2 protein-coding genes and 1 pseudogene are annotated in these 26,214 nt (G+C 69.6%); all 3 read left to right on the forward strand.

Annotated features, from left to right (window positions below):
- Positions 1-40 precede the first annotated feature (40 nt).
- Positions 41-5,641 (forward strand): annotated as a pseudogene (locus tag OHA64_RS43450) (type I polyketide synthase); the annotation flags it as partial.
- An 83-nt stretch (positions 5,642-5,724) separates the two neighbouring features.
- Entirely contained in the window at positions 5,725-15,624 is a 9,900-nt protein-coding gene (locus OHA64_RS43455) for a type I polyketide synthase (RefSeq protein WP_405622713.1), read from the forward strand.
- A gap of 64 nt (positions 15,625-15,688) precedes the next feature.
- Entirely contained in the window at positions 15,689-26,188 is a 10,500-nt protein-coding gene (locus OHA64_RS43460; protein WP_405624361.1) for an SDR family NAD(P)-dependent oxidoreductase, read from the forward strand.
- Positions 26,189-26,214: the final 26 nt, after the last annotated feature.

A 26,214-nucleotide genomic window follows, 5' to 3' on the forward strand; every position in this document is an offset into this window, starting at 1 on the left:
GAAGAGGAGATCAGGTTCCATGACCACCGACGAGAAGGCGCTCACCTACCTCAAGCGGGTCTCGGCCGAGCTGCAGCAGACGCGCGAGAAGCTGCGCGAGGAACAGAACCGGCGCACCGAACCCATCGCCATCGTGGCCATGGGCTGCAGGCTGCCGGGAGGTGTGACCTCCCCCGACGGACTGTGGCGGCTGGTGTCCGAGGGCACCGACGCCGTCGGCGCCTTCCCGGCCGACCGTGGCTGGGACCTCGACACCCTCTACGACCCCGACCCGGACGTGTCCGGAACGTCCTACGTCCGTGAGGGCGGCTTCCTCGACGACGTGGCCGGTTTCGACGCGCCCTTCTTCGGGATCTCGCCGCGCGAGGCGCTGGCGATGGACCCGCAGCAGCGACTGCTCCTGGAGACCTCCTGGGAGACCCTGGAGCGTGCCGGGATCGATCCCTCCACCCTCAAGGGCGAGAGCGTCGGCGTCTTCACCGGCGTCGCCGGACAGGAATACGCCCCCCGCATGGGCACCGGCTCCGAGGAGATCGAGGGCTACGTCCTCACCGGCGGCGCGGGCAGCGTCGTTTCCGGACGAGTGGCGTACACCCTCGGCTTCGAGGGCCCCGCGGTGACGGTCGACACCGCGTGCTCGTCGTCCCTGGTGGCGATCCACCTCGCCGCTCAGGCGCTGCGTTCCGGCGAGTGCTCGCTCGCGCTGGCGGGCGGCGTGGCCGTGATGTCGACCCCGGGCGCCTTCGTGGAGTTCTCGCGCCAGCGCGGACTGGCCCTGGACGGCCGCTGCAAGGCGTTCGCCGCCGCGGCGGACGGCACCGCCTGGGCCGAGGGGGTGGGCGTCCTGCTGCTGGAGCGGCTGTCGGACGCCCGCCGCAACGGCCACGAGGTCCTCGCGGTCGTGCGCGGCAGCGCGGTCAACCAGGACGGCGCGTCCAACGGCCTGACCGCGCCCAACGGCCCTTCCCAGCAGCGTGTCATCCGGCAGGCGCTGGAGAACGCGCGGCTGTCCGCGGCGGATGTCGACGTGGTGGAGGCGCACGGCACCGGTACGTCCCTCGGCGACCCGATCGAGGCACAGGCCCTCCTCACCACCTACGGCCGCTCCCGCCCCGAGGACTCGCCCCTGTGGCTGGGCTCCCTGAAGTCCAACATCGGTCACGCCCAGTCGGCCGCGGGTGTGGCGGGTGTGATCAAGATGGTGCAGGCGATGCGGCATGGTGTGCTGCCGAAGACGTTGCATGTGGACGCTCCGACGCCTGAGGTGGACTGGTCGGCGGGTGCGGTCGAGTTGCTGACGGAGTCGCGGGAGTGGCCCGAGCGGGACGAGCCGCGGCGTGCCGGTGTGTCGTCCTTCGGCATCAGCGGCACCAACGCGCACATCATCCTGGAGCAGGCCGGGCCCGAAGAACCCTCCGACACCCCCGCCCCCGGAAGTACGGTCCCCAGCGGTGTCGTACCGCTGACCCTGTCGGGCACGACCCCCGAGGCTCTGCGCGCCCAGGCGGCCTCCCTCGCCGACCACCTCCGTGCCCACCCGGGCACCCCTCTGCACGACACGGCCCTGTCGCTCCTGACCACCCGAACTCGCTTCCCCCATCGCGGTGTTGTGGTCGCCGGCACGCACGAGGAGGCCGTGGAACGTCTGGCGGCCCTCGCTGTCGCTCCCGACGCCGCACCGGCCGTTCATGGTGGTGGGGGTGTGGTGTTTGTGTTTCCGGGTCAGGGGGCGCAGTGGGTGGGGATGGCGTTGGGGTTGTTGTCGGAGTCGGTGGTGTTCGCGGAGTGGATGGCGCGGTGTGGGGAGGCGTTGGAGCCGTTTGTGGGGTGGTCGTTGGTTGATGTGTTGGGTGATGAGGAGGCGTTGGGGCGGGTTGATGTGGTGCAGCCTGTGTTGTGGGCTGTGATGGTGTCGTTGGCGGGGTTGTGGCGGTCGGTGGGGGTGGAGCCGGCTGGTGTGGTGGGTCATTCGCAGGGGGAGATCGCGGCGGCGTGTGTGGTGGGTGCGTTGTCGTTGGAGGACGGTGCGCGGGTGGTGGCGGGGCGTAGTGCGGTGATTGCGTCGTCGCTTGCCGGTGGGGGTGGGATGTTGTCGGTTGCTTTGCCGGTGGGTGTGGTGGAGGGGCGTTTGGGTGGGGGGTTGTCGGTTGCTGCGGTGAATGGTCCGTCGTCGGTGGTGGTGGCGGGTGGGGTGGATGCGTTGGGGGTGTTGGAGGGGGAGTTGCGTGGTGAGGGGGTGCGGGTGCGCCGGGTTGCGGTGGATTACGCGTCTCATTCGGTGGAGGTGGAGCGGGTTGAGGGTGAGTTGGCGGGGGTGTTGGGGGGTGTGTCGGCGGTGTCGTCGGGGGTGCCTTTTTATTCGACGGTGACGGGTGGGGTGGTGGATACGGCGTTGTTGGACGGGGGGTATTGGTATCGGAATTTGCGGGAGCCGGTGCGTTTGGAGGGGGTGACGCGGCAGCTGTTGGGTGAGGGGCGGCGGGTGTTTGTGGAGATGAGTCCGCATCCGGTGCTGGGTTTTGTGGTGGCGGAGACGATGGGTGCGGTGGGTGTGGACGGCCTGGTGGTGGGGTCGTTGCGTCGTGGTGAGGGGGGTCTGGATCGGTTTTTGCGGTCGGTGGGTGAGGTGTTCGCGGGGGGTGTTGATGTTGATTGGGAGGCTGCGTTCGATGTGCGGGGGGCCCGGCGGGTGGAGTTGCCGACGTATCCCTTCCAACACCAGCGCTACTGGCTGAAGACGGAACGCGCCGAGGGCGACGTCTCCTCCGCCGGCCTCACCCCTTCCGAACACCCGCTCCTCGGCGCCGCCGTGGAACTGCCCGGAACCGGCGGCGTCGCCTTCACCGGCCGCTGGTCCGTACGCACCCATCCCTGGCTGGCCGACCACGCCGTATGGGGCACGGCCCTGCTGCCCGGCACCGGCTTCGTCGACCTGGTCCTCACCGCCGGCGCCGAGACCGACTGCGGCGCCCTCGAGGAACTCGTCATCGAAGCACCCCTCATCCTCCCCGAGGACGGCGGCATCCAGGTCCGCGTCGAGATCACCGAACCCGACGAGTCCGGCCGCCGCGCCGTCTCCGTCCACTCCCGCCCCGAGGGCGACGAACCCGGCTGGACGCGCCACGCCACCGGCACGCTCCTCCCCGAGGACCTCGACTCCATCGAGCCCACGCTCGCCTGGCCACCGGCCGATGCCACCCCCGTACCCGTGGACGCCGCGTCCGTGTACGCGGACCTGGCCGAGCGCGGCTACGAGTACGGTCCCGCCTTCCAGGGACTGCGCGCGGTGTGGACCCGCGACGACGAGATATTCGCCGAGGTCGCGCTGCCCGAGCAGCAGCAGGAGGACGCGGGACGCTTCTCCCTGCACCCCGCCCTGCTCGACGCCTCGCTGCACGCCCCGCTGATCTACGGCACCGGACTGCCGCGACTGCCCTTCTCCTGGAACGGCATCACCCTGTGGACCCGCGGAGCCTCCCGCCTGCGGGCACACTTCGTCCCCGCGGGCGAGGAGACCTGGCAGGTCACCGTCACCGACCATGCGGGCGCCCCCGTCGCCCGCATCGACGCCCTCATAGGCCGTCAGGTGACCCAGGAACAGCTCGCCGAAGCCCGGCTGGCCCGCGAGACCGGATCCTCGCGACTCGACAACATGGTCTACGGCACGAACTGGGCCCCGGCCGAGACCACGGACCCGGCAGCGGCACCCACCGGCACCTGGCTGGTCGCCATGCCCGCAAGCGACACGGGCGACGCCACCGTCACCGCGTGCCTCACCGCCCTCGGCGACCGGGGCACCCACGTCGTACCCCTGCCCGTCGACACATCCGGCCGCGGCGCCCTCACCGACCTCCTCGCCCGCGCGGTGCCCGACGCGCACGCCATCACGGGCGTGCTGTCCCTGCTCGCTCTCGACGAGACCGGCCACCCCGGCCACCCCGGAGTCACCGGCGGTCTGGCGGCGACGCTCGCCCTGGTCCAGGCGCTCGGCGACGCCGGCATCGAGGCACCGCTCTGGCTCGCCACCCGGAACGCCGTCGCCACCTCCGACACCGACCCGGTGCACAGCGCCGACCAGGCCGCTCTGTGGGGACTCGGCCAGGTCGCCGCGCTCGAACACCCGGGCCGCTGGGGCGGACTGATCGACCTCCCCGCCACCCTCGACGACGAGACGGGCGCCCTGCTCACCACGGTGCTCGGCGGCGGCAGCGGCGACGAGGACCAACTCGCCCTGCGCGAAGGCACGGTCCTCGTCCGACGCCTGGAGCGGACACCGCTGTACCGGCCGCAGCCGGACGAGACGCCGTGGCAGCCCGCCGGCACCGTACTGATCACCGGCGGCACCGGAGCCCTCGGCGGCCACGCCGCCCGCCGGATGGCCGCGGGCGGCGCCGGACACCTGGTCCTCGTCAGCCGCCGCGGACCCGACAGCCCCGGTGTCGCCGAACTGACCGCCGAACTCACCGAGGCCGGCGCCCGGGTCACCGTGGCCGCCGTCGACGTCACCGACCGGCAGGCCCTGGCGGACCTGCTGGCGAAGCTGACGGCGGACGGCGACCAGGTGCGCACGGTGGTGCACGCCGCCGGCGTCAACGGCTTCGGCTCCCTGGAGGAGACGACACCCGACGACTTCGGCTCCGTCGTGTCGGCCAAGGTGGCAGGTGCGGCCCACCTCGACGCACTGCTCGGCGACACCCCACTGGACGCGTTCGTCGTCTTCTCGTCCATCGCGGGAGTCTGGGGCAGCGGCAGCCAGAGCGCCTACTCCGCGGGCAACGCCTACCTGGACGCCCTCGCCCTGCGCCGGCAGGGTCAGGGCCGGACCGCCACCTCCATCGCCTGGGGCGCCTGGGCAGGCGGCGGCATGGTCGACGCGGCGTCGGCACCGCAACTGCGCCGCCAGGGCATCGAGACCGTACGCCCCGAGCTGATGCTGACCGCCCTCGATCGCGCCCTGACGGGCGGTCAGAGCGGCCTCACCGTCGCGAACATCGACTGGAAGCGCTTCCACGCGGCGTTCACCGCCCCCCGGCCCTCCGCGCTTCTCCAGGGCGTGCCCGAGGTCCGCCGGATGGTGGCGGCCGAAGCCCGCGCAAGGCGTGCCGACCTCGCCACAGCAGGCTCGCTGCGCCAGCGCCTGGCCGGTCTCGACGAGGGCGCTCAGAACGAGATTCTGCTCGACCTGGTCCGCGCGGAGACCGCCGTCGTGCTCGGCCACCGGGACGCGCACGCCGTCCATCCGGACCGTGCCTTCCAGGAGCTGGGCTTCGACTCGCTCACCGCGGTCGAACTGCGCAACAAGCTGTCCGCGGCCACCGGCCTGCGGCTGCCCGCCACGCTGCTCTTCGACCACCCGGCACCGGTCGTGCTCGTCGCCCACCTGCGTGAGGCGCTCGCTCCGGAGGGCGGGCCCCCGGTGCACCGGGCGGTCGCCGAGGTCGAGAAGCTCAGGACCACGCTCGCCTCCGTACCCGACGACCGGGCGGTCCGCGCCCAGGTCACCGCCGCCCTGCAGGTCCTGCTGGCCAAGTGGTCCCCGGACGCCGCCCAGGACGGAACGGACGACGACCTCGACTCGGTCACCGACGACGAGGTCTTCGACATCATCGACAACGAGTTCAACGAGTTCACGGCTTCCTGACGCAGCCGTCCCCGCTTCCTGGCGCAGCCGTCCCCGCCGCCCACTCGCCGTCAGAAGTCTTTCTCTAGGAGCTGACCTTCCCCATGGCCGACGACAAGAAGTACCGCGAATACCTCAACAAGGCCGTTGCCACCGCCCGTCAGGCAACCCGCCGACTGCGCGAGGTCGAGGAGAAGGCATGGGAGCCCATCGCCATCGTCGGTATGGCCTGTCGTCTGCCGGGAGGCGTGACCTCCCCCGAGGACCTCTGGCGGATGGTGGCCGACGGCATCGACGGCATCACCCCCTTCCCGGCCGACCGAGGCTGGGACCTGGAGGGCATCTACGACCCGGACCCCGACGCACCGGGAACGTCCTACGTTCGTGAGGGCGGCTTCCTCGACGACGTGGCCGGTTTCGACGCGCCCTTCTTCGGGATCTCCCCGCGCGAGGCGCTGGCGATGGACCCGCAGCAGCGACTGCTCCTGGAGACCTCCTGGGAGGTCTTCGAACGCGCCAACATCGACCCCACCTCCCTGCGCGGACGAAGGATCGGCCTCTACACCGGCGTCATGCACCACGACTACGCCCCGCGCGTACGACAGGTCCCCGAGGACCTGGAGGCGTACCTCGGACGCGGCAGCACCGGCAGTTTCGCCTCGGGCCGCGTGTCGTACACGCTCGGCATCGAGGGCCCCTCGGTGACGGTCGACACCGCCTGCTCCTCGTCGCTGGTCGCCATCCACCTGGCCGTACAGTCCCTGCGCACCGGTGAGTCGGAGATGGCGTTGGCGGGCGGCGCGGCCGTGATGGCCGACAGCAAGATGTTCGTCGAGTTCTCCCGCCAGCGCGGGCTCTCCCCGGACGGCCGGTGCCGCGCCTTCGCCGCCGGCGCCAACGGCACCGGCTTCTCCGAGGGGGTGGGCGTCCTGCTGCTGGAGCGCCTGTCGGACGCCCGCCGCAACGGCCACGAGATCCTGGCCGTCGTCCGCGGCACCGCCGTGAACCAGGACGGCGCCTCCAACGGCCTCACCTCGCCCAACGGCCCCGCCCAGCGGGAGGTGATCCGGCAGGCGCTGGAGAACGCCCGGCTGTCCGCGGCGGATGTCGACGTGGTGGAGGCGCACGGCACCGGTACGTCCCTCGGTGACCCGATCGAGGCTCAGGCCCTCCTCGCCACCTACGGCCAGGAGCGGCCCGGCGATGGACGCCCGCTGTGGCTGGGTTCGCTGAAGTCCAACATCGGTCACGCCCAGTCGGCCGCGGGTGTGGCGGGTGTGATCAAGATGGTGCAGGCGATGCGGCATGGTGTGCTGCCGAAGACGTTGCATGTGGACGCTCCGACGCCTGAGGTGGACTGGTCGGCGGGTGCGGTGGAGTTGCTGACCGAGGCGCGTCAGTGGCCCGAGCGGGACGAGCCGCGGCGGGCCGGTGTGTCGTCCTTCGGTCTCAGCGGCACCAACGCCCATGTCGTCATCGAGTCCGCACAGGCTGCGGCGCCCGCCTCCGAGGAGTCCGGCCCGGCGGACCCCCAAGCCACCGCACCCGGGGCATCCGTCGAGTCCACACCGACGGAAGCCGAACAGGCCGTGCCCCAGGGTGTGGTGCCACTGGCCCTGTCGGGCAAGACCCCCGACGCCCTGCGCGAGCAGGCCCGGCGGCTCGCCGCGTTCCTGGAGGACCGGCCCGAGGCCGCCCTCCACGACGTCGCCCTCTCCCTGACTTCACGCGCGGCGTTCGACCACCGCGGTGTGGTGGTCGCCGGCACTCGGCAGGAAGCACTGAGCCGCCTCACCGCCCTGGCAGAGAACACCTCGGTACCGACCGCCGTTCATGGTGGTGGGGGTGTGGTGTTTGTGTTTCCGGGTCAGGGGGCGCAGTGGGTGGGGATGGCGTTGGGGTTGTTGTCGGAGTCGGTGGTGTTCGCGGAGTGGATGGCGCGGTGTGGGGAGGCGTTGGAGCCGTTTGTGGGGTGGTCGTTGGTTGATGTGTTGGGTGATGAGGAGGCGTTGGGGCGGGTTGATGTGGTGCAGCCTGTGTTGTGGGCTGTGATGGTGTCGTTGGCGGGGTTGTGGCGGTCGGTGGGGGTGGAGCCGGCTGGTGTGGTGGGTCATTCGCAGGGGGAGATCGCGGCGGCGTGTGTGGTGGGTGCGTTGTCGTTGGAGGACGGTGCGCGGGTGGTGGCGGGGCGTAGTGCGGTGATTGCGTCGTCGCTTGCCGGTGGGGGTGGGATGTTGTCGGTTGCTTTGCCGGTGGGTGTGGTGGAGGGGCGTTTGGGTGGGGGGTTGTCGGTTGCTGCGGTGAATGGTCCGTCGTCGGTGGTGGTGGCGGGTGGGGTGGATGCGTTGGGGGTGTTGGAGGGGGAGTTGCGTGGTGAGGGGGTGCGGGTGCGCCGGGTTGCGGTGGATTACGCGTCTCATTCGGTGGAGGTGGAGCGGGTTGAGGGTGAGTTGGCGGGGGTGTTGGGGGGTGTGTCGGCTCGGTCGTCGGGGGTGCCTTTTTATTCGACGGTGACGGGTGGGGTGGTGGATACGGCGTTGTTGGACGGGGGGTATTGGTATCGGAATTTGCGGGAGCCGGTGCGTTTGGAGGGGGTGACGCGGCAGCTGTTGGGTGAGGGGCGGCGGGTGTTTGTGGAGATGAGTCCGCATCCGGTGCTGGGTTTTGTGGTGGCGGAGACGATGGGTGCGGTGGGTGTGGACGGCCTGGTGGTGGGGTCGTTGCGTCGTGGTGAGGGGGGTCTGGAGCGGTTTTTGCGGTCGGTGGGTGAGGTGTTCGCGGGGGGTGTTGATGTTGATTGGGAGGCTGCGTTCGATGTGCGGGGGGCGCGGCGGGTGGAGTTGCCGACGTATCCCTTCCAACACCAGCGCTACTGGCTCGATGCGAACGACAGGCCCGCCGTCGAGGCCGACCCCGTCGACAGCGCCTTCTGGGCCGCGATCGAGGCCGGCGACACCGACGCCCTCGCCGACGACCTCCAGCTGAAGGCCTCCGTACTCGACGAAGTCCTGCCGGCACTCTCCTCCTGGCGACGCCGCCGACGGGACCGGTCCGTCGTCGACGGCTGGCGATACCGCCTCGGCTGGGACCGGATCGACACCACCGGCACCCTCTCCGGCACCTGGCTCATAGCCGCCGGCACCGACAGCGGTCCGCTCGCCGAAGCCGTCGCCGACGGTCTCACCGAGCGCGGCGCGCGGATCGTGCGCATCGAGGTCGACACCGAGAACACGGACCGGGACGCGCTGACCGCCGCCCTGCCCGACCAGCCCTTCGCAGGGATCGTGTCGCTCCTGGCCCTCGACGCCCGGCCGCACCCCGTCCACACCACCTGGTCCCGCGGCACCATCGGCACCGTGACCCTCGTCCAGGCACTGGGCGACGCCGGCATCGAGGCACCCCTGTGGGCGGTCACGTCCGGCGGCGTCGCCGTCGCAGACCCCGCCGAGCTGACCGACGTCTCCCAACACGTTATGTGGGGCATCGGCACCGTCCTGGCACTGGACCACCCCCGGACCTGGGGTGGCCTCGTCGACCTGCCCTCCGGCACCGACGAACCCGACCCGCACACCCTCGACCTGCTGTGCGCCGCCCTCTCCGGAGCCGACGAGGAGGACCAACTCGCCGTACGCCCCGACGGCCTGCACGCCCGCCGCATGCGCCGCGCCCCGCTGGACGGCACCCCGGCCCCCAAGCCCTGGACTCCGCGCGGCACCGTCCTGATCACCGGTGGCACGGGCGGCACAGGAGCCCACGTCGCCCGCCGACTGGCCGAGCTCGGCGCCGAACATCTGGTGCTGACCAGCCGCCGCGGCCCCGACGCCCCCGGCGCCGGTGAACTGCGCACCGAACTCGAGGCCCACGGCACCCGGGTCACCATCACCGCCTGCGACATCGGCGACCGCGACACGGTCGCCGCCCTCCTCGACGCCGTCCCCGCCGAACTGCCACTGACCGCCGTCCTGCACCTCGCCGGCGCGCCCCAGACCGAATCACCCCTGTCCCAGCTCACGGTCGAGCAGTTCGCCGAGATGGGCCGCGCCAAGATCGCCGGCGCCCGTCACCTCGACGACCTGCTCGGCGACCGCGAACTCGACGCCTTCGTCCTCTTCTCCTCCGGCGCCACCGCCTGGGGCAGCAACGGTCTGACGTCGTACGCCGGAGCCAACGCGTACCTCGACGCGCTGGCCCACCACCGCCGCGCCCGCGGACTGACAGCCACCTCCATCGCCTGGGGCGCGTGGGACGGCGGCGGCATGGTCGACGCGTCGATGGCGGGGGAGTTCGCCAAGCTCGGCCTCTCCCTGATGGAACCCCACCTCGGTGTGACCGCCCTCGTGCAGGCCGTCGAGCACGACGAGACCCACGTGGTCGTCGCCGGCATCGACTGGACCCGCTTCGCCCCGGCCTTCACCCTCAGCCGCCCCCGGCCCCTGCTGCGCGGCCTGCCCGAGGTCACCGAACTCCTCGTCGGCAACACCGAGGAAAGCCCAGGCACCGACGCCTCCGTCCTGCGTGCCGAACTCCTGGAGCTCTCACCGGCCGGACAGGAACACCTGCTGGTGAGCCTGGTGCGGACCGAAGCCGGAGCCGTCCTGGGTCACACGGACGCAGAAGGCGTCGAGGAGGACAGGGCGTTCAAGGAGATCGGGTTCGACTCGGTCACCGCGGTCGAACTGCGCAACCGTCTCAACGCCGCCACACAGCTGCGCCTGCCCGCCACTCTCGTCTTCGACTACCCGAACCCCAGGGCGCTGGCCGACCACCTCCGCGCGGAACTCGTCGGCGACGATGCCGCCGCGGCCCTGCCCGCCGTCGCCCTGTCACCGTCCCCCGCGGCCGACGACCCGATCGCGATCGTCTCCATGGGCTGCCGCCTCCCCGGCGGCGTGACCTCTCCCGAGGACCTGTGGACCCTGCTCGCCGAGGGCCGCGACGCGCTCGTCGACTTCCCGGCCGACCGCGGCTGGGACCTGGACGGTCTGCTCTCCGACGACCCGGACGCCCCCGGCACGACCTACGTCCGCAAGGGCGGCTTCCTGCACGGCGTCGCCGACTTCGACGCCGGCTTCTTCGGCATCAACCCCCGTGAGGCGCTGGCGATGGATCCGCAGCAGCGGCTGCTGCTGGAGACCTCGTGGGAGGTCTTCGAGCGGGCGGGCATCGACCCGATGTCACTGAGAGGGAAGGACGTCGGTGTCTTCACCGGCATGGGAGCCCAGGACTACACCCCGCGCCTCGGCGGCGGCACCGACGGCACCGAGGGCTACGCTCTGACCGGCAGCGCGGGCAGCGTCGCCTCCGGCCGCGTGTCGTACGTCCTTGGCCTGGAGGGCCCCGCACTCACCATCGACACGGCTTGCTCGTCCTCGTTGGTGGCGATGCACTCCGCGATGCAGGCCCTGCGCAATGGTGAGTGCTCGCTCGCCCTGGCCGGCGGCGTGGCCGTGATGTCCAGCCCCGGCGTCTTCGTCGAGTTCTCACGGCAGCGGGGCCTGGCGCCGGACGGGCGCTGCAAGGCGTTCGCCGAGGGCGCGGACGGCACGGGCTGGGCCGAGGGCGTCGGAGTCGTCCTGCTGGAGCGTCTGTCGGACGCGCGGCGTAACGGCCATGAGGTGCTGGCTCTGGTGCGGGGCAGTGCGGTGAACCAGGACGGTGCGTCCAACGGCCTGACCGCTCCGAATGGTCCCTCCCAGCAGCGTGTGATCCGGCAGGCGTTGGCGAGTGCGGGGTTGTCGGCGGCTGACGTGGATGCGGTGGAGGCGCATGGTACGGGTACGTCGTTGGGTGATCCGATCGAGGCGCAGGCGTTGATCGCGACCTACGGCCAGGAGCGGCCCGGCGACGACCGGCCGCTGCTGCTCGGGGCCCTGAAGTCGAACCTCGGTCACACGGGAGCCACCGCGGGTGTGGCGGGTGTGATCAAGATGGTGCAGGCGATGCGGCATGGTGTGCTGCCGAAGACGTTGCATGTGGATGAGCCGTCGTCGGAGGTGGACTGGTCGGCGGGTGCGGTGGAGTTGCTGACGGAGTCGCGGGAGTGGCCGGCGTCCGCTGACCGTCCTAGGCGCGCTGGTGTGTCGGCGTTCGGTATCAGTGGGACGAATGCGCATGTGATTTTGGAGGGCGTTGAGCCTGCGGGCCCGGTGGAGCGTGCGGTGGTGCCGGGTGGTGTGGTGCGTGATGGTGCGGTGCCGTTGGTGGTGTCGGGCAGGTCGCCGGAGGCGGTGCGTGCTCAGGCGGTGCGGCTGGCCGGGTTCCTTGACCAGGAGCGTGGGCTGACTCTGTCGGACGTCGCGTATTCGCTGGCGACGACTCGTGCTCGTTTCGATCATCGTGCGGTGGTGGTGGCGGGTTCGGTGGACGAGGCGCGGGAGGGGCTCGCGTCGGTACGGCCGGAATCTGTGGTTGCGGGTCGTCTGGGTGTGTTGTTCACGGGTCAGGGTTCGCAGCGGGTGGGGATGGGACGCGAACTGCACGCCGCCTTCCCGGTGTTCGCGGAGGCTTTCGACGGGGTGTGCGCGGCCGTGGACAAGAGCCTGGGCCGCTCGCTGAAGGATTTGGTCTTCGGTGATGTGGCGGCGCTGTTGGATGAGACGCGGTATGCGCAGCCGGCTCTGTTCGCGGTTGAGGTGGCGTTGTTCCGGCTGGTGGAGTCGTGGGGTGTGCGCGCTGATGTTGTGGCGGGTCATTCGATTGGTGAGGTGACGGCTGCGTTTGTGGCGGGTGTGTGGTCGTTGGAGGATGCGGCGGCTTTGGTGGTGGCGCGGGGCCGGTTGATGCAGGCGTTGCCGTCGGGTGGGGTGATGTTCGCGGTCGAGGCGGCGGAGGATGAGGTCACGCCCCTGTTGACCGGGGGTGTGAGTATCGCTGCGATCAATGGTGCGACGTCGCTGGTGCTGTCGGGTGCGGAGGATGCGGTCGCGCAGGTGGTGTCCCGTTTCGAGGACCGCCGAACCAAGCGGTTGCGTGTGTCGCACGCTTTCCATTCGTCGTTGATGGATCCGATGCTGGAGGAGTTCCGGCGGGTCGTGGCGGGGCTGACGTATCACGAGCCTGCTGTGCCGGTGGTGTCGAATCTGACGGGTGAGGTGGCGGACGCGGGCCGGTTGTGTTCGCCGGAGTACTGGGTGGAGCACGTGCGTGGCACGGTCCGTTTCCACGACGGTGTCCAGGCGTTGCGCGGCCAGAAGGTGTCCACGTTCCTGGAGTTGGGTCCTGATGGGGTGCTGTCGGGGATGGTGGCGCAGGACTGTGTCCCGTCGCTGCGGCGGGACGTGCCGGAGGACCGGGCGCTGCTGGTCACTCTCGGGCAGTTGCACTCGCGTGGTGTCGATGTGGACTGGGAGCAGGTGTTCGCGGGGACCGGTGCCCGTCGTGTGGATCTGCCCACCTACGCCTTCCAACGCCAGCGCTACTGGCTGGCCGCCACCGCTCCGACGACTGACGTGTCATTGGGTCACCCGCTGCTCAGCGCGGTGATGGCAGTGCCGGAGACCGGAGGTGTGCTGTGTACTGGACGGTTGTCGCGCAAGGCTCAGCCATGGCTGGTCGAGGACTCCGTGTCGGGCACAAGCACAGGCACCGGCATGGTGCCGGGGGCCGCCCTGGTCGAACTGGCGATCCGCGCGGGCGATGAGGTCGGCGCCGGTACGGTGCGTGAGCTGACGATCGAGACACCGATCGTGCTGCCGGCCACGGGAGCCCTTCGTGTGCAGGTCTCCGTCGGGGGCGCCGATGACGAAGGGCACCGCACGGTGGGCGTGTACACCCGCGCCGAACAGGGCGACGAGCCCTGGACCCGCCACGCCACCGGCACGCTGACGCCCTCTGGCACGGTTCCGTCACCAAGTGGTGGCGCGGCCGCGCAGGAGGAGTACTTCGAGCTCGCCCTGGGCGAGGAACTCGCTGCGGACGCTGGACGCTTCGGTCTGCACCCGGTGCTTCTGGAGGCCGCGGCCCATGCGACCGGGTACTCCGGCCTGTCCGCGGAGTGGCGTGGGGTGACCCTGCACGCCACCGGTGCCGCGGCCGTCCGGGTCCGGGTGACACCGGCCGCGAGCGGTTCCGACGCGTCGCGCCTGGAAATCTTCGATGCCGGTGGCGAAGGTGCCTTGGTTGCGTCGGTGGAGTCGCTTGTGCTGCGGGCGGTCACTGAGGAGCAGTTGCGGGTGTCGGGTGGGGGTGGTGGTGATGCGTTGTTCCGGGTGGAGTGGTCTCCTGTGCCGGTGCGTGACGACGCGGACGACGTCGCGGTGGAGTTGCTGGAGGTGGAGTCGGCTGCGCTGAGTGCTGAGGACGTTTGCCGGGTCTCTGCCGATGTTCTGTCCGTGGTTCAGTCGTTCCTGGGGTCGTCGGGTTCGGGGTGTTTGGTGGTGGTGACGCGGGGTGCGGTGGATGTTGCCGGCTCGGTGGATGCTGCTGGTGGTGGCGGGTCTGGTGTGGTGGATCCGGTGGCGGCTGCGGTGTGGGGTCTGGTGCGTTCGGCGCAGGCGGAGAATCCCGGCCGGATTGTTCTGCTTGATGTGGCGGTGGGTGAGCCGGTGCCTGTGGGTGGGGTGTTGGCGGGTGTGGTGGCTTCGGGTGAGCCGCAGGTTGCGGTGCGTTCGGGCGGGGTGTTCGTGCCGCGGTTGTCACGCGTCGCGTCCCCGGTGTCTGTCGAGCCGGTGTTCCGTGCGGGTGGCACGGTGTTGGTGACGGGTGGGACGGGGACGCTGGGTGCTGTGGTGGCGCGGCATCTGGTGGCTGTGCATGGTGTGCGCAGTTTGGTGCTGACCAGTCGGCGGGGTCTGGAGGCGCCCGGGGCGCAGGTGTTGAAGGCGGAGTTGGAGCGGGCCGGTGCTGTGGTGCGGGTGGCGGCGTGTGATGTGGCTGATCGTGATGCGCTGGCCGGGCTGTTGAAGGACATGCTTGCTGATGCTCCGTTGTCGGGTGTGGTGCATACCGCTGGTGTGCTGGATGACGGTGTGATTGCGGGGTTGACGCCGGGGCGGTTGGCGGGGGTGTTCCGTCCGAAGGTCGATGCGGTTTTGACGCTGCATGAGGTGACCCAGGGCATGGACCTGGACGCTTTTGTCTTGTATTCCTCGGCGTCGGGTGTGCTTGGTGGTCCGGGGCAGGGCAACTATTCGGCGGCGAACGCGTTCCTGGATGCTTTCGCGCAGTGGCGTCGTGGGCAGGGTCTGCCTGCCGTGTCGCTGGCGTGGGGCTTGTGGGGTGCGTCGAGTGCGATGACGGGTTCGCTCGGGGAGTCCGACCAGGCCCGTATGAGCCGTGGTGGTGTTCGTCCGTTGTCCGTCGATGAGGGCATGGCGCTCTTCGACGCTGGTGTCGGTGCTGGCGAAGCGCACCTGGTTCCCGTCAAGTTCGACTTCGCCGCCCTCACCGAGCAGGCGGCCACCGACCAGATGCCCTCCATGCTGCGGGGCCTGGTCCGCAGGCCACGCCGGACCGTCCGCACCGATACCGCCAGTGGCACCGGCAGCGCGGCGGGGGAGTCCCTGGCCGACCGGCTGGCGAAGATGCCGCAACCTGAGCGGCAGCGTGCCCTGCTCGACCTGGTGAGTGCCGACGCAGCGATCGTCCTGGGCGGCCGTCGCGGGCAGGATGTCATCGCACCGGACCGTGCCTTCAAGGACCTCGGCTTCGACTCGCTCACAGGCGTGGAACTACGCAACCGGCTCACGGCGGCCACGGGGCTCCAACTCCCCGCCTCGGCCGTGTTCGACTACCCGACGCCGGCCGCTCTCGCCGACGTCCTGCTCGAGCAACTGGGCGTCTCGCCGATGTCCGTGCTCGCCGAACTGGACCGACTGGAAGCGGCGTTGAGCAGTACGTCCCTGGACGACGACGTCCTGGCCCAGACGGCCAAGCGCCTGCAAACCCTGGCGATCCGGTGTGCGGCGTCCGGTGCCCTCGTGGAGGACGAGGCGAACTTCGACCTCGATTCCGCCTCCGACGATGAACTCTTCAGCTTCGCAGAGAACGAGCTCGGCTCTTCCTGACCGCGGCGCCGGCCCCCACACCTGTTGAGCAGAAGGACTTTCGATGAGCACGAACGACGACAAGCTGCGTGACTACCTCAAGCGCGCCCTCGCCGATCTCAGCCAGGCGCGCAAGCGGCTGCGCGAGGTCGAATCCGAGAAGACGGAACCGATCGCGATCGTCTCCATGGGCTGCCGCCTCCCCGGCGGCGTGTCCTCACCCGAGGACCTGTGGGAGCTGGTCGCAGGCGGAACCGACGGCATCTCGGCGTTCCCGACCGACCGCGGCTGGGACGTGAACGGGTTGTTCGACCCCGACCCCGAGCGCCCCGGGAAGTCGTACGTCAAGGAGGGCGGCTTCGTCACCAACGCCGCTGAGTTCGACGCTGCCTTCTTCGGAATCAGCCCGCGTGAGGCGTTGGCGATGGATCCGCAGCAGCGGCTGCTGCTGGAGACCTCGTGGGAGGTCTTCGAGCGGGCGGGCATCGACCCGACCTCACTGCGGGGCCGCAACGTGGGTGTCTTCGCCGGGACCAAGCCTCAGGACTACATCCCGAGCCTCGAGGGCGGGGAGTCCAGCACCGAGGGGTACGCCCTGACCGGCAGCGCCGGTGCGGTCACCTCCGGCCGTGTCTCGTACACGTTCGGCTTCGAGGGCCCTGCCGTCTCCATCGACACCGCCTGCTCCTCCGCGCTGGTCGCCATCCACCTGGCAGCCCAGGCGCTGCGCAGCGGCGAGTGTTCGCTCGCCCTGGCCGGCGGTGTGTCCGTCATGGCCACGCCGGGCGCGTTCGTGGCCTTCTCGAGGCAGCGTGGCCTGGCATCGGACGCGCGCTGCAAGGCGTTCGCCGAGGGCGCGGACGGTACGTCGTGGGCGGAGGGTGTGGGCCTGCTGCTGCTGGAGCGTCTGTCGGACGCGCGGCGCAACGGCCACGACGTCCTGGCGGTCGTGCGCGGCAGTGCGGTGAACCAGGACGGCGCGTCCAACGGTCTCACCGCGCCCAATGGTCCCTCGCAGCGACGTGTCATCCGCCAGGCACTGACCAACTCCGGGTTGCTCGCCAGGGACGTCGATGCCGTGGAGGCGCACGGTACGGGTACGTCGTTGGGTGATCCGATCGAGGCGCAGGCGTTGATCGCGACGTACGGGCAAGGGCGCCCGGCGGACCGGCCGTTGTGGCTGGGGTCGGTGAAGTCGAACCTCGGTCACACCCAGGCGACCGCTGGTGTGGCGGGTGTGATCAAGATGGTGCAGGCGATGCGGCATGGTGTGCTGCCGAAGACGTTGCATGTGGATGAGCCGTCGCCGAAGGTGGACTGGTCGGCGGGTGCGGTGGAGTTGCTGACGGAGTCGCGGGAGTGGCCGGCGTCCGCTGACCGTCCTAGGCGCGCTGGTGTGTCGGCGTTCGGTATCAGTGGGACGAATGCGCATGTGATTTTGGAGGGCGTTGAGCCTGCGGGTCCGGTGGAGCGTGCGGTGGTGCCGGGTGGTGTGGTGCGTGATGGTGTGGTGCCGTTGGTGGTGTCGGGCAGGTCGCCGGAGGCGGTGCGTGCTCAGGCGGTGCGGCTGGCCGAGTTCCTTGACGCGCAACCTGACGAGCACCGTGAACTGAGCCTTACGGACGCCGCCTATTCGCTGGCGACGACGCGTGCTCGTTTCGATCATCGTGCGGTGGTGGTGGCGGGTTCGGTGGACGAGGCGCGGGAGGGGCTCGCGTCGGTACGGCCGGAATCTGTGGTTGCGGGTCGTCTGGGTGTGCTGTTCACGGGTCAGGGTGCGCAGCGGGTGGGGATGGGACGCGAACTGCACGCCGCCTTCCCGGTGTTCGCGGAGGCTTTCGACGAGGTGTGCGCGGCCGTGGACAAGAGCCTGGGCCGCTCGCTGAAGGATTTGGTCTTCGGTGATGTGGCGGCGCTGTTGGATGAGACGCGGTATGCGCAGCCGGCTCTGTTCGCGGTTGAGGTGGCGTTGTTCCGGCTGGTGGAGTCGTGGGGTGTGCGCGCTGATGTTGTGGCTGGTCATTCGATCGGTGAGGTGACGGCTGCGTTTGTGGCGGGTGTGTGGTCGTTGGAGGATGCGGCGGCTTTGGTGGTGGCGCGGGGCCGGTTGATGCAGGCGTTGCCGTCGGGTGGGGTGATGTTCGCGGTCGAGGCGGCGGAGGATGAGGTCGCTCCTTTGCTGACCGAGGGTGTGAGTATCGCCGCGATCAATGGTGCGACGTCGTTGGTGCTGTCGGGTGCCGGGGATGCGGTCGCGCAGGTGGTGGCCCGTTTCGAGGACCGCCGAACCAAGCGGTTGCGGGTCTCGCATGCTTTTCATTCGTCGTTGATGGATCCGATGCTGGAGGAGTTCCGCCGCGTCGCGGCGGGGCTGACGTATCACGAGCCTGCTGTGCCGGTGGTGTCGAACCTGACGGGTGAGGTGGCGGACGCGGGCCGGTTGTGTTCGCCGGAGTACTGGGTGGAGCACGTGCGTGGCACGGTCCGTTTCCACGACGCTGTCCAGGCGTTACGCGGCCAGAAGGTGTCCACGTTCCTGGAGTTGGGTCCTGACGGGGTGCTGTCGGGGATGGTGGCGCAGGACTGTGTCCCGTCGCTGCGGCGGGACATGCCGGAGGACCGGGCGCTGCTGGTCACTCTCGGGCAGTTGCACTCGCGTGGTGTGGATGTGGACTGGGAGCAGGTGTTCGCGGGGACCGGTGCCCGCCGTGTGGATCTGCCCACCTACGCCTTCCAACGCCAGCGCTACTGGCTGAACCCGTCGGTGTCCGGCGGGGACCCGGCCCTGGCCACCGGACATCCACTGCTCGACATCGTGGTGGGTGTGCCCGAGACGGGCGGAGTCGTCGCCACTGGCCGGCTGTCGCTGGCCGCACAGCCATGGTTGGCCGACCACGCCGTGTCCGGCACGGTCCTGCTGCCGGGTGCCGCCCTGGTGGAGTTGGCAATTCGTGCGGGCGACGAGGTTGGTGCGGAGGTGCTGCGGGAGCTGGTGATCGAGGCTCCGCTGGTGGTTCCCGAAGAGGGCGCGGTACGGGTGCAGGTCTCGATCGGTGAGGACAGCGGCAGCGGAGTCCGGTCGGTCGCGGTGTACTCGCGGGCTGATGATGTCGATGCGGATTCCGCCTGGGTACGTCATGCGAGTGGCCAGCTGGGCGGGGATGTGCCCGTGGCCGGTGCGGAGTTGAGTGTATGGCCGCCGGAGGGTGCGGTGGCCGTGGACGTGTCGCACCTGTACGCAGAGCTGGGCGCCCGTGGTTATGGCTATGGGCCGGCTTTTCAGGGATTGCGTGCGGTGTGGCGGCGTAAGGACGAGGTGTTCGCGGAAGTCGCGTTGCCGTCGAGTGAGGTGGACTCGGTCGGCGGGTTCGGTCTGCACCCGGCGCTTCTGGATGCCGCGCTGCACGCCGGGGCTTTCTCCGGTGCGCGCGAGTCCGACGGGGACGGGCTGTTCCTGCCGTTCGCGTGGAGCGGTGTGTCCCTGCACGCTTCGGGTGCGTCGTCGTTGCGGGTCCGGCTGACGTCCACGGGGGCGGAGTCGTTGTCGCTCGACTTGGCCGATGGTGCGGGTGTTCCGGTTGCGTCGGTGGAGTCGCTTGTGCTGCGGGCGGTCACTGAGGAGCAGTTGCGGGTGTCGGGTGGGGGTGGTGGTGATGCGTTGTTCCGGGTGGAGTGGTCTCCTGTGCCGGTGCGTGAGGACGCGGACGACGTCGCGGTCGATGCCGAGGTGGAGTTGCTGGAGGTGGAGTCGGCTGCGCTGAGTGCTGAGGACGTTTGCCGGGTCTCTGCCGATGTTCTGTCCGTGGTTCAGTCGTTCCTGGGGTCGTCGGGTTCGGGGTGTTTGGTGGTGGTGACGCGGGGTGCGGTGGATGTTGCCGGCTCGGTGGATGCTGCTGGTGGTGGCGGGTCTGGTGTGGTGGATCCGGTGGCGGCTGCGGTGTGGGGTCTGGTGCGTTCGGCGCAGGCGGAGAATCCCGGCCGGATTGTTCTGCTTGATGTGGCGGTGGGTGAGCCGGTGCCTGTGGGTGGGGTGTTGGCGGGTGTGGTGGCTTCGGGTGAGCCGCAGGTTGCGGTGCGTTCGGGCGGGGTGTTCGTGCCGCGGTTGTCACGCGTCGCGTCCCCGGTGTCTGTCGAGCCGGTGTTCCGTGCGGGTGGCACGGTGTTGGTGACGGGTGGGACGGGGACGCTGGGTGCTGTGGTGGCGCGGCATCTGGTGGCTGTGCATGGTGTGCGCAGTTTGGTGCTGACCAGTCGGCGGGGTCTGGAGGCGCCCGGGGCGCAGGTGTTGAAGGCGGAGTTGGAGCGGGCCGGTGCTGTGGTGCGGGTGGCGGCGTGTGATGTGGCTGATCGTGATGCGCTGGCCGGGCTGTTGAAGGACATGCTTGCTGATGCTCCGTTGTCGGGTGTGGTGCATACCGCTGGTGTGCTGGATGACGGTGTGATTGCGGGGTTGACGCCGGGGCGGTTGGCGGGGGTGTTCCGTCCGAAGGTCGATGCGGTTTTGACGCTGCATGAGGTGACCCAGGGCATGGACCTGGACGCTTTTGTCTTGTATTCCTCGGCGTCGGGTGTGCTTGGTGGTCCGGGGCAGGGCAACTATTCGGCGGCGAACGCGTTCCTGGATGCTTTCGCGCAGTGGCGTCGTGGGCAGGGTCTGCCTGCCGTGTCGCTGGCGTGGGGCTTGTGGGGTGCGTCGAGTGCGATGACGGGTTCGCTCGGGGAGTCCGACCAGGCCCGTATGAGCCGTGGTGGTGTTCGTCCGTTGTCCGTCGATGAGGGCATGGCGCTCTTCGACGCTGGTGTCGGTGCTGGCGAAGCGCACCTGGTTCCCGTCAAGTTCGACTTCGCCGCCCTCACCGAGCAGGCGGCCACCGACCAGATGCCCTCCATGCTGCGGGGCCTGGTCCGCAGGCCACGCCGAACCGCATTCGCCGAGAGCGGCAGCACCACCGGAGACTCCTTGACCGGTTCGTTGGCGGCGCTCGCGGTCGACGAGCAGAAGCGTCACCTCGTTGAGTTGGTGTCGGGTGAGGCGGCGGTGGTGTTGGGGCATGCGGGTGCGGGGAGTATCGGGGCCGGGCAGGCGTTCAACGATCTTGGTTTTGATTCGTTGACGGCGGTGGAGTTGCGGAACCGTTTGAATGCGGTGACGGGTCTTCGGTTGCCGGCGACGTTGATTTTTGATTATCCGTCGCCGGGTGTGCTGGCTGAGTTTTTGCGTCTGGAGTTGGTGGGCGAGGAGGCGGTGGCCGCTGAGGCGGTGGCTGGCCGGGGGCTGTCTGCGGTTTCGGTGGCGGAGGATCCGATCGCGATTGTGGCGATGGGGTGTCGGCTGCCCGGTGGTGTGGGTTCGCCGGAGGATCTGTGGCGTCTGGTGGCCGAGGGACGTGATGGTATCTCGGCGTTCCCGGAGGACCGGGGCTGGGATGTGGAGCGGTTGTTCGATCCTGATCCGGACGCGGTGGGTAAGTCGTCGGTTCGTCATGGTGGGTTCCTGCATGATGCGGGGGAGTTCGATCCGGGGTTCTTCGGGATCAGTCCGCGTGAGGCGTTGGCGATGGATCCGCAGCAGCGGTTGCTGTTGGAGACGTCGTGGGAGGTGTTGGAGCGGGCCGGTATTGATCCGACGTCGCTGAAGGGCAGCCGGACGGGCGTCTTCGCCGGCGCCATGTACCACGACTACAGCGAAGCGGTGGCCGCGGGCAGTCTGGCCTCCGGCCGTATCTCGTACGCTCTCGGGCTCGAGGGCCCTTCCGTGACGGTGGACACGGCGTGTTCGTCATCGTTGGTGGCGATGCACTCGGCAATCCAGGCGCTGCGGAATGGTGAGTGTTCGCTCGCCCTGGCCGGAGGCGTGGCGGTGATGTCCACACCGATCGCGTTCGTGCAGTTCTCGCGGCAGCGGGGCCTTGCTGCGGATGGGAGGTGCAAGTCGTTCGCGGCGGGTGCGGACGGTACGTCGTGGGCTGAGGGTGTGGGCCTGGTGCTGCTGGAGCGTTTGTCGGACGCGCGGCGCAACGGCCATGAGGTGCTGGCTCTGGTGCGGGGCAGTGCGGTGAACCAGGACGGTGCGTCGAACGGCATTACCGCTCCGAACGGTCCCTCCCAGCAGCGTGTGATCCGGCAGGCGTTGGCGAGTGCGGGGTTGTCGGCGGCCGATGTGGATGCGGTGGAGGCGCATGGTACGGGTACGTCGTTGGGTGATCCGATCGAGGCGCAGGCGTTGATCGCGACGTACGGTCAGGAGCGGTCGGGTGAGGACCGGCCGTTGTGGCTGGGGTCGTTGAAGTCGAACATCGGTCATGCGCAGGCCGCTGCGGGTGTGGCGGGTGTGATCAAGATGGTGCAGGCGATGCGGCATGGTGTGCTGCCGAAGACGTTGCATGTGGATGAGCCGTCGCCGAAGGTGGACTGGTCGGCGGGTGCGGTGGAGTTGCTGACCGAGTCGAGGGAGTGGCCGGCGGTGCCGGACCGTCCGCGCCGCGCGGCGGTCTCCTCCTTCGGTATCAGCGGCACCAATGCACACGTGATCCTTGAGGCTGTCGCGCCTGTCGCGCCTGTCGCGCCTGTGGTGCCGGGTGGTGTGGTGCGTGATGGTGTGGTGCCGTTGGTGGTGTCGGGCAGGTCGCCGGAGGCGGTACGCGCTCAGGTGGCGCGGCTGGCTGAGTTCCTTGGCCAGGAGCGAGGGCTGACTCTGCCGGATGTGGCGTATTCGCTGGCGACGAGTCGTGCTCGTTTCGATCATCGTGCGGTGGTGGTGGCGGGTTCGGTGGACGAGGCGCGGGAGGGGCTCGCGTCGGTGGATCCGCAGGGTGTGGTTGCGGGTCGTCTGGGTGTGTTGTTCACGGGTCAGGGTTCGCAGCGGGTGGGGATGGGACGCGGTCTGTATGAAGCGTTCCCGGTGTTCGCGGAGGCGTTCAATGAGGTGTGCGCCGTTGTGGACGAGGGTCTTGGGCGTTCGCTGAAGGATTTGGTCTTCGGTGATGAGGCGGCGCTGTTGGATGAGACGCGGTATGCGCAGCCGGCTCTGTTCGCGGTTGAGGTGGCGTTGTTCCGGCTGGTGGAGTCGTGGGGTGTGCGTCCCCACTATGTGGCGGGTCATTCGATTGGTGAGGTGACGGCTGCGTTTGTGGCGGGTGTGTGGTCGTTGGAGGATGCGGCGGCTTTGGTGGTGGCGCGGGGCCGGTTGATGCAGGCGTTGCCGTCGGGTGGGGTGATGTTCGCGGTCGAGGCGGCGGAGGATGAGGTCACGCCTTTGCTGACCGAGGGTGTGAGTATCGCCGCGATCAACGGCCCGACGTCGCTGGTGCTGTCGGGTGCCGGGGATGCGGTCGCACAGGTGGTGTCCCGTTTCGAGGACCGCCGAACCAAGCGGTTGCGGGTCTCGCATGCTTTCCATTCGTCGTTGATGGATCCGATGCTGGAGGAGTTCCGCCGCGTCGCGGCGGGGCTGACGTATCACGAGCCTGTTGTGCCGGTGGTGTCGAATCTGACGGGTGAGGTGGCGGACGCGGGCCGGTTGTGTTCGCCGGAGTACTGGGTGGAGCACGTGCGTGGCACGGTCCGTTTCCACGACGGTGTCCAGGCGTTGCGGGAGCAGAAGGTGTCCACGTTCCTGGAGTTGGGTCCTGATGGGGTGCTGTCGGGGATGGTGGCGCAGGACTGTGTCCCGTCGCTGCGGCGGGACGTGCCGGAGGGCCGGGCGCTGCTGGTCACTCTCGGGCAGTTGCACTCGCGTGGTGTGGATGTGGACTGGGAGCAGGTGTTCGCCGGGGCCGGAGCCCGCCGTGTGGATCTGCCCACGTACGCCTTCCAGCGCCAGCGCTACTGGCTGAACTCGAACGTGCCGGTGGCTGACCCCGCGTTCGCGGTGGAGCATCCGCTGCTCGACTCGGTGATCAGTGTTCCCGATACCGGTGGTGTGGTTGCCACGGGCCGGTTGTCGCTGGCCGCGCAGCCGTGGCTGGCGGACCACGCCGTGTCCGGCACGGTTCTGCTGCCGGGTACCGCTCTTGTGGAACTCGCTGTCCGTGCCGGGGACGAGGTCGGTGCGCGGTCCCTGCGCGAGTTGATCATCGAAGCCCCTCTGGTGATCCCTGACAAGGGCGCGGTGCGTATCCAGGTCTCGGTCGGTGCGGACACCGGCAACGGAGTCCGGTCGGTCGCGGTGTACTCGCGGCCCGACGACACCGAGGCCGGCAGTCCGTGGGTCCGCCACGCCAGCGGCCAGCTCAGTGCCGAGGCGCCCGTCCCTGGCGCCGCGTTCCGTGTGTGGCCGCCGGAGGGTGCGGTGGCCGTGAACGTGACGGACCTGTATGAGGGGTTGGCCGACCGAGGATACGGTTACGGGCCGGTGTTCCAGGGATTGCGTGCGGTGTGGCGCCGGGACGACCAGGTGTTCGCCGAGGTCGCGTTGCCGTCGGGAGAAGCGGACGCGGCTGCCGGGTTCGGTCTGCATCCGGCGCTGTTGGACGCCGCGCTGCATGCTGGAGCCTTCGCGGAGCCGCACGGTTCAGATGACGAGGGCGGCGGAGGCGTACGACTGCCGTTCGCGTGGAGTGGTGTGTCCCTGCACGCTTCAGGTGCGTCGTCGTTGCGGGTCCGGCTGACGTCCACGGGGGCGGAGTCGTTGTCGCTCGACTTGGCCGATGGTGCGGGTGTTCCGGTTGCGTCGGTGGAGTCGCTTGTGCTGCGGGCGGTCACTGAGGAGCAGTTGCGGGTGTCGGGTGGGGGTGGTGGTGATGCGTTGTTCCGGGTGGAGTGGTCTCCTGTGCCGGTGCGTGAGGACGCGGACGACGTCGCGGTCGATGCCGAGGTGGAGTTGCTGGAGGTGGAGTCGGCTGCGCTGAGTGCCGGGGACGTTTGCCGGGTCTCCGCCGATGTTCTGTCCGGTGTGCAGTCGTTTCTTGTGTCGTCGGGTTCGGGGTGTTTGGTGGTGGTGACGCGGGGTGCGGTGGATGTTGCCGGCTCGGTGGATGCTGCTGGTGGTGGCGGGTCTGGTGTGGTGGATCCGGTGGCGGCTGCGGTGTGGGGTCTGGTGCGTTCGGCGCAGGCGGAGAATCCCGGCCGGATTGTTCTGCTTGATGTGGCGGTGGGTGAGCCGGTGCCTGTGGGTGGGGTGTTGGCGGGTGTGGTGGCTTCGGGTGAGTCGCAGGTTGCGGTGCGTTCGGGCGGGGTGTTCGTGCCGCGGCTGGTGCGGGCGGTCGTGCCGGGGTCTGTGGAGCCGGTGTTCCGTGCGGGTGGCACGGTGTTGGTGACGGGTGGGACGGGGACGCTGGGTGCTGTGGTGGCGCGGCATCTGGTGGCTGTGCATGGTGTGCGCAGTTTGGTGCTGACCAGTCGGCGGGGTCTGGAGGCGCCCGGGGCGCAGAGGTTGAAGGCGGAGTTGGAGCGGTCCGGTGCTGTGGTGCGGGTGGCGGCGTGTGATGTGGCTGATCGTGATGCGCTGGCCGGGCTGTTGAAGGACATGCTTGCTGATGCTCCGTTGTCGGGTGTGGTGCATACCGCTGGTGTGCTGGATGACGGTGTGATTGCGGGGTTGACGCCGGAGCGGTTGGCGGGGGTGTTCCGTCCGAAGGTCGATGCGGTTTTGACGCTGCACGAGGCGACGCGGGACTTGGACCTGGATGCTTTTGTCTTGTATTCCTCGGCGTCGGGTGTGCTTGGTGGTCCGGGGCAGGGCAACTATTCGGCGGCGAACGCGTTCCTGGATGCCTTTGCCCAGTGGCGTCGTGGGCAGGGTCTGCCTGCCGTGTCGCTGGCGTGGGGCTTGTGGGGCGACACAGGCGGCATGGCGGGTGCCCTCGACGAGACGGACCAGGCACGCATGCGGCGCAGCGGTGTCCGGCCGTTGTCCGTCGATGAGGGCATGGCGCTCTTCGACGCCGCGATCGGTGCCGACGAACCAGCGCTGGTACCAGTCAAGTTCGACCTCACGGCACTGGCCGCACAAGCGGGGGCCGGCCAACTGGCGACCATGTTGCAGGAATTGGTGCGCCGACCCCGGCGGACCGCCGCTTCTGGCGGACCTGTCCCCGCCGACACCCTCTCGGACCGGCTGGCAGGGCTCCCGGAGGAGGAGCAGACGGAGACGCTGCTGGACCTGGTCCGCGACGAGGTCGCCGTCGTGCTCGGGCACGCCGACGCCGGGAACATCATCCCAGGACAGGCGTTCAGCGAGTTGGGCTTCGACTCGCTCACCGCGGTCGAGCTACGCAACCGGCTGGCGGGGGTGACGGGCCTCCCGCTGCCGGCCACGCTGATCTTCGACTACCCGTCACCCGCAGCGATCACCGAGCACCTGCGTGCGGAGCTGGTCCCGGAGGCCGCGACGGGCACGGTGCAACTGGCCGACGTGGACGAGGCCGGACTGCGCAAGGCCCTCGCCTCTGTACCCCTGGCACGGCTCGAGGAACTGGGTGTGCTGCGGCAGTTGCTGCGTCTCGTGGCCGCCGCTCCCGGTGCCGCGGACTCCGGCACGGCCGCCTCGGCCTCCTCGGAGACACGGCAGAACGCCGCGCACATGATCGCCGACATGGACGTCGCCGACCTCATCGAACGGGCGATGGGCAACACCACCAACTGAGCCCGTCGCGGCCTACGGAGGAACTC

It is taken from the genome of Streptomyces sp. NBC_00076 (assembly GCF_045041235.1).
Classification (GTDB): domain Bacteria; phylum Actinomycetota; class Actinomycetes; order Streptomycetales; family Streptomycetaceae; genus Streptomyces.